Source organism: Komagataeibacter melaceti (assembly GCF_003403295.1).
Taxonomy (GTDB): domain Bacteria; phylum Pseudomonadota; class Alphaproteobacteria; order Acetobacterales; family Acetobacteraceae; genus Komagataeibacter; species Komagataeibacter melaceti.
In genome coordinates, this window is the sequence record NZ_QUWV01000060.1 from 1 (window position 1) to 6,580 (window position 6,580).

Consider the following 6,580-nt stretch of genomic DNA (forward strand, 5'->3'; position numbering starts at 1 on the left):
GGCGGGGGTCAACCTGGCCTCGGCGCCGGAGAGTGCGGCGGGCGTCATATCGGGGCTGGAGGCGGCGGGCGGCGGGCTGTCCACCGCCATAAGCCAGACCGGGGCCAACCTGGAGGCGATCGTGCCCGGCAACGCCGCCAGCATGTCCACACTGGCGCAGAACGCGCAGCTTCACAGTGCTGCGGTTACGTCGGGCGCGCTGGTCAACCGCGCCTATGCCAACACCATAACCGCAACGGACGGCGCGCAGGACGGGCCGCTGGTCACGGCACGATAGGATTTTTGCATCATGGCAACCACCATCAGGGTCACGGCGGCGGATGTATCGCTGTACCATGTCGCCGCCGCACGGCTGGGCGACGCCACGCAGTGGTGGCGCATTGCCCAGCTTAACGGCATGGCCGATCCCGACCTGTCGGGCTGCGCCACGCCGGTCATGCTGGTGCTGCCCACGGTCGATCCATCGCAGGACAGTGGGGTGCCGGGGGTGGCGTCATGAATGGCGACATGACCGTAACCGCCCCGCGCGGGCAGGCGGTGTGGCGCGCACCGCGCGCGCGGCTGCTGGTCAATGGCGCGGAACGGGCCGAAACGGGGCTGGAACATTTCACCCTGACACGCACCCGCTACAGCCGCGCCGACACGCTGGAGATGGGGCTGGCGCTTGACCGCACCAAAATACCCGCCTCCGGCCCGTGGTTCGACCTGAAGGGCGCGGCGGTGGCCGGGACCGACATCCAGCTCCAGATGCGCGACGCCGCACGCCCCGGCGCACAGTGGACCACGCTGTTCGCGGGGGTGATGGACCATGTGGAACTCAGCCCGGCCGAGACGGTGGTGCGCATCGCATGCCGCGACTATCTGGCCAGGCTGCTGGACATGCGGGTGGTGGATGGCTGGCTGAACATGACGGCGGCGGAAGTGGTCACGGCCATGGTCACCGCAGCAGGCCTTGCGCCGCGCGTCAGCATGCCCGGCGGCATGGTGGGGCAGTTCTGGCAGGTGGGGCACCTGCGCATGTCCGCCCCCGGCCACAGCCGGTTCCAGACCGCGTTCGACCTTGCATGCTACCTGGCCACCACCACCGGCTGCGACCTGTATGCCGAGGGGAAAACCATAACCTGCGCGCCCCCCGCCACACCCGACGCCACCAATACCCACGTGCTTGATTACACCGATACCGGCCCCGCCAGCCCGCTTTCCATGGGGGCCAGCGGGCTGTGCCTGGCGCGTGACTGCCAGATCGCGCGCGGGGTGGTGGTGCATGTCATGTCATGGGACAGCCGCCAGCGCACGCGCATCGACTATTACTGGTCCGCCACGGGGGGTTCGACACAACGGCCCGCCGGGGGGGCGGAACTGCACGGCTTTACCCTGCCGGGCGCGCGGCTGGACCTGCTGCGGCAGTACGCGCAGGCGCGCTACAACCAGATCGTGGCGCATGAGCGCACCATTACCGGGCGCATACCCGGCCGGCTGGACCTTGCCCCGCGCCAGTTCATGCGCCTGAGCGGCACCGGCACGACATGGGACGGCACGCTGGGGGTGGATGCGGTGAGCAGCCATTTCTCGTGGGAAGACGGATTTTCGCAACAGGTCACGCTGCGCACCCGCAACGTGATGGAAGGGGACGCCAATGATGACTGACCCCCGCATGGCCGCCGCCAGCACGGCCAACATGCTGGCACAGCCCGGTTTCGGGCTGGTCGCCGCGGTGGACCCGGCCAACCACGCGGTGCGGGTCACGCTCCAGCCCGCCGGGGTGGAAAGCGGCTGGATACCCTGTGGCGCGATGCAGGTGGGCAGCCTGCGCATTGCCTGCCTGCCCGACCTGGGCACGCATGTGGTGGTCATGCCGGTGGAAGGCGATGCCGAGCACGCGGTGCTGGCCTGCCCGATCTATGATGCGGTGATGCGCCCGCCCGTATCCCCCGCCACGGGCGACCACGCCCAGCCCGGCGAGGTACTGGTCATGGCCGGGTGCGGCGCGCCACCGGCGGGCGGCGGGACGGCACCGGGCGGCGCGGACCCGCACGGCCCATGGTGGCACATCACCGCCAGCGCGATCCACGCGGGCGCAGGCAACGCGAGCGCGGTGCTGGCCAATGGCGCGATAGGCTGGAAGGTGGGGAATGTGGGCATGGTGCTGGATGCGAATGGCCTGTCGGTAACCGGCGGGGCGATCACGACCGATGGCGACATGACCGCGCAGGGCACCGTAACGGGTGCGGCCGATGTCAGGGCGGCGGGCATATCGGGGCGGGGGCACACCCACCCGGTGGGCAGCGCGCCGGGTGTGACGGGGGCGCCGCAATGAGCGACCTTTCACACATTCCCGGCCAGGACCTCGGCCTTTCGGCATCGGGGGGGCTGGCGCTGGTGCGCGATGCGGAACAGACGCGCCAGTCCGTGCTGCGCAGGCTGGGCACCAATGCGGGCGACTATATCTGGCAGCCCGATTATGGCGCGGGCCTGCCCGCATGCGTGGGCGGCGTGGTGGATACGGGGGCCATCCACGCGCTGGTGGCCGCACAGATGGCGTGCGAAAGCGGCGTGGACCAGACGCAGCCCGTCAGCATCAACGTAACCCAGCCCGGGGCGGGGCTGGTGCGGCTGGACGTAAGCTATACCGACGCGACCGACGCCACGGTGCAGGCGCTGGGCCTGCAGGCGGGCTGAACGGCCCGGTCCCCACAACAGGCATGTTTTTTACAACAGGCGGCCAGCGGGCCGCCTTTTTTCGTTTCGGGAGGTCGGCTTGGCCATCACGTTCCAATCCTTCAGGACCACGCTGGGCAACATGGTGGCGGCGGCACAGGGGGCATGCCCCGCGCTGCTTGACCTGGATGTGGGCTCCGCCGGGCGCGCCATGCTCGAGGCCGTGGCCGGGCTGGGGCTGTGGTTCCAGTTCATTGCGCTGCAGATCCTCTCGCGCACGCGGCTTGCCACCTCCACCGGGGCGGATGTGGACAGCTTCGTGCAGGATTTCGGCCTGACGCGCCTGCCGGGCACGGCGGCCACGGGCATGGTCACCTTGCACATCGTTCACGCCCGCCAGCCAGTCCGCCACCATTGCGGTGGGGGCCACGGTCAGGACCGCCTCGGGCACCGTGTTCGACGTGGTGGGCGACAGCACCAGCAGCGCATGGTCGGCGGGGGCCGGTGGGTATATCCGCCCCGCGGGCACGGGCGCGATCACGGTGCCGGTGCGCTGTGAAAGCACGGGTGCGGTGGGGAACGTGGCGGCAGGGGCGATCTGCCTGCTGGGGTCCACCATTTCCGGCATCGACACGGTCACCAACGCCGCCGCCCTGACCAATGGCAGCGATGGGGAGACGGATGCCGCGCTGCGCACGCGGTTCATTTCGTACATCAACAGCCGGTCAAAGGCGACGCTGGGCGCGATTGAAAATGCGGTGACGGATGTATCGGCCGACCTGATCTATCAGGTGATCGAGAACGTGGACACGTCCGGCGCGCCGCTGGCGGGCAATGTGGTGGTCTATGTCGATGACGGGTCGGGCGACGTGGCCGATGGCGTCATCAACGCGGTGTACGCATCAGTCGATGGCGTGCGCCCTGCCGCCGTGTCGGTGCAGGTGGTGCGCCCGGACGTGGTGCGCCCGGCGGTGACGATGGGGGTGGCGGTGGATGCGACCGGCAGCCTGGCCACGGTGCAGGCCACGATCGGGGCCGGGGTCGCGGCCTATCTCAACGGCCTCGCCATCGGGCAGGGAGCCAGCTATTCGCGGCTGATCCAGATTGCCTATGCCGCCGGCACGTCCGTCACCAACGTGACCGGCGTGACACTGGCGGGCGGCGGGTCGGACCTGCCCGCCGTGACCGGCACGGCCTACCGCGCGGGGGAGGTGTCCTTTGGCTGACATGACACAGGCCGGCCTTGCCCGGCGTATCCGCGCGCTCCTGCCCGCCGGCTGGTTCCCGCCCGCGCCCGCCATGGGTGATGTGGAGGGCGCGCCGGTGCTCAACGCCATGTTGCAGGGTTTTGGCGGCATGTTCGCATGGGTGTGGGGCCTGCTTGCGGGCGTGGGGGCGCAGACGCGGCTTGCCACCATGAATGGCGCGTTGCTGGACATGTTCGCCGCCGATTTTTTTGGCACGATGCTGGTGCGCGGGCCGGGGGAAAGCGATGACACCTTCCGCACCCGCATTGCGGAGGCGCTGTTCCCCTCGCTCGGCACGCGGCCCGACGTGGCCGACGTGCTGGCCGATGAAACCGGGCACGCGGGCCGGGTGATCGAACCGCGCAACGCCGCTGACTGCAAGGGGCTGGGAACCACCACGGCCCCGGCCACGGGCGGCGGTTACGGCTATGGCGTGGCGGCGCTGCGCTATGGCTCGCGCGCCGTGCCGTTCCAGCTATTCGCGCAGTTGCCCACGGGCAACGCCAGCCAGCCAGCAACACAGACCCTGACCCGCCTTGCGGCCGTGATGCCCGCAGGCGCTGGCGCATGGGTGCAGGACGTGGAGACGGATGAATAATGGACAGACAGATTGTATATCCCGCCCAGGTTCCACTGGACAGTGACCTGCTCAACGCCCAGCGCAACGCCCATGTGGGGCTGGGGCAGCTGGCGGGCATGGCGTACGGGGCGGATACGGTGGCCGCTGGCGGCTTTGCCTGCACGCCGGGCGGCGGCATGGCCGTGAGCATCGCGCCCGGATCGCTGCTGGCGGCGGGCGTGGTGGATGTATCGGCCTATGGCACGCTGGCGGCCAGCGCCAGCCCGCTGGTGCGCCAGTACGCCAGCCGCGACCCGGTAACACTGGATGTGCCCGGCGCGGGGGCGGGCTATGTCGTGTACGTAACCCCCGCCACGGTGGATGCGGGTGACACCGTGCTGCCGTTCTATAACGCCGCAGACCCGTCCGTTACCTATGCCGGTGCGGGCAATGGCGGGCAGGCCGCGCCGACCGTGCGGCGGGATGTGGCGCAGCCGGGCATCGGGACGGGCGTGCCCGCTGGCGCCTATGCGCTATGGAGCGTGAACGTGCCCGCCGGGGCCACGGCCATCACGGCGGACATGATCGCCCGCGCGCCCGGTGCGCCGTTTTACGATACCATCCCCCAGCTTCAGGCCGCCAAGCAGGACGCGCTGGGCTTTACCCCCACCCAGCAGGGCGGCGGCGTGGACCAGGTGGCGGGCAAGGTGTTCCTGGGCCGTGACACGACCTATCCGGGGCTGCGCTATTCCTATGTCAACGGGTCGGGCGACACGATTACGGGCGGCTACCTGCTCTCGACCTACGGGACGGAACTGAACGCGGCGTACGGCCAGCTTGGCGACCTGTCCCAGGACAGTGGTGACCGGCTGGTTTACCAGTCCTATGCCATGAATGGTAATTACTACACCGCCGCCCTGCTGTCGGACATTACGGCCGAGGCCGCGGCCCGTGCTGCGGCGGATGCCAGCCTCATGGCCGGGTTTGCCGGTGGACTTTCCGCAAATAACGACAGGCGGCTGTATGGCGGCCACCTGAATGGTGCCACCGGCAGGGTCGCCATAAGCTGGGACGGCGGGGAGGCTGACATGGCCTTCGCCACGGATGTGACAAACGAGGCCACGACCCGCGCCGCAGCCGACGCCCAGCTTGTGAACGGCGTCCTTGCCATGGGGGCGACCGATTACCAGTGCCTCGGCATACACTTCGATGGCGTCGGGCGCATGATGGGCGTCTATGATAATGGCGCGGGCGGTGTGTACCCGACCATCGCCCTGTACACCGATGTTACGAACGAGGCTGCGGCAAGGGCCGCGGCGGACGCCAACCTCATGGCCGGGTTTGTGGGCGGGATCAGCGCAAGCGGCGACAGGCGGCTGTATGGCGGCCATCTGGATGGCGGCAGCGGCAGGGTCGCCATGAGCTGGGACGGCGGGCAGGCCGACCTGGCCTTTGCCTCGGACGTGACGGGCGAGGCGGCGTCACGGGCGGCGGCGGATGCCCAGCTTGTTTCCGGCACGTACGGGATGGGGCCGGGGGATGCGCAGATACTTGGCATCCATACCGACAACCAGGGTTACGTCCATGTATGGGACTCCACCGGCGACAAGGGCATGCTGGAATGGCATTCCTCATCCGATCCGTCGCTCAAGGCCAACATGACCCCGGTCATGCCCGACGTGCTGGGCGATCTGGACAAAATCCGGATGTATTCGTTCGACTGGAAGGATGGCTACGTCCGCAAGGGTCATGTTCCCGTCGGGTTCAGTTCCAAGAACCTGCTGGATGTCTGGCCGGACACGGTGCGGACATCGGAAAAGAACCCTGATTCGATCGACCTGCTGAACCTGATTGCACGGCAGATGGCGGCCATCAGGCAGTTGAAGGACATCGTTGCCGAACTGCGCAGCGATGTCGCGGCCCTGAAAGCAGGGGCGGCAGCCCGTTCCTGAACCATTACTCAAGGACACAACCATGACCGACACGACAGCCACATCCCCCACCGCGCAGAATTACGTCCTGTACCGCACGCAGGCCGATGGCTGGCAGCAGGTGGGCTACGTCATCATGGCGATGACGCTGCCCGGCCCCACGGCCTTTACCCCGCCCGCGGGCA

Annotated in this window: 8 protein-coding genes and 1 pseudogene; all 9 read left to right on the plus strand. The window is 68.8% G+C overall.

Going from position 1 to position 6,580, the window contains the following annotated elements; translation table 11 throughout:
- Positions 1-277 (plus strand): annotated as a pseudogene (locus DY926_RS07950) (hypothetical protein); the annotation flags it as partial.
- A 12-nt stretch (positions 278-289) separates the two neighbouring features.
- Positions 290-499, plus strand: a complete 210-nt coding sequence (locus DY926_RS07955; RefSeq protein ID WP_116702875.1) for a hypothetical protein — start codon at positions 290-292, stop codon at positions 497-499.
- A gap of 8 nt (positions 500-507) precedes the next feature.
- On the plus strand, positions 508-1,647 hold the full coding sequence (locus DY926_RS07960) for a hypothetical protein (RefSeq protein WP_241503124.1): 1,140 nt from the start codon (positions 508-510) through the stop codon (positions 1,645-1,647).
- On the plus strand, positions 1,637-2,317 hold the full coding sequence (locus DY926_RS07965) for a phage baseplate assembly protein V (protein WP_338034322.1): 681 nt from the start codon (positions 1,637-1,639) through the stop codon (positions 2,315-2,317). Before DY926_RS07960 ends, DY926_RS07965 begins: the two co-directional genes overlap by 11 nt.
- Positions 2,314-2,679: a phage tail protein gene (locus tag DY926_RS07970; protein ID WP_116702877.1), complete on the plus strand. Its 366-nt coding sequence runs from the start codon at positions 2,314-2,316 to the stop codon at positions 2,677-2,679. Before DY926_RS07965 ends, DY926_RS07970 begins: the two co-directional genes overlap by 4 nt.
- A 79-nt stretch (positions 2,680-2,758) precedes the next feature.
- Entirely contained in the window at positions 2,759-3,217 is a 459-nt protein-coding gene (locus tag DY926_RS18105) for a hypothetical protein (RefSeq protein ID WP_408886042.1), read from the plus strand.
- A complete protein-coding gene (locus DY926_RS07975) occupies positions 3,111-3,884 on the plus strand; it encodes a baseplate J/gp47 family protein (RefSeq protein WP_408886043.1) in 774 nt (257 codons plus the stop codon). The genes DY926_RS18105 and DY926_RS07975 overlap by 107 nt, the downstream gene beginning before the upstream one ends.
- Position 3,885: 1 nt before the next feature.
- The gene (locus DY926_RS07980; protein WP_241503126.1) at positions 3,886-4,503 is read left to right on the plus strand and encodes a hypothetical protein; all 618 of its coding nucleotides are present in this window, start codon (positions 3,886-3,888) and stop codon (positions 4,501-4,503) included.
- A complete protein-coding gene (locus DY926_RS07985; RefSeq protein WP_116702879.1) occupies positions 4,503-6,416 on the plus strand; it encodes a hypothetical protein in 1,914 nt (637 codons plus the stop codon). Before DY926_RS07980 ends, DY926_RS07985 begins: the two co-directional genes overlap by 1 nt.
- The last annotated feature ends 164 nt before the right edge of the window (positions 6,417-6,580 follow it).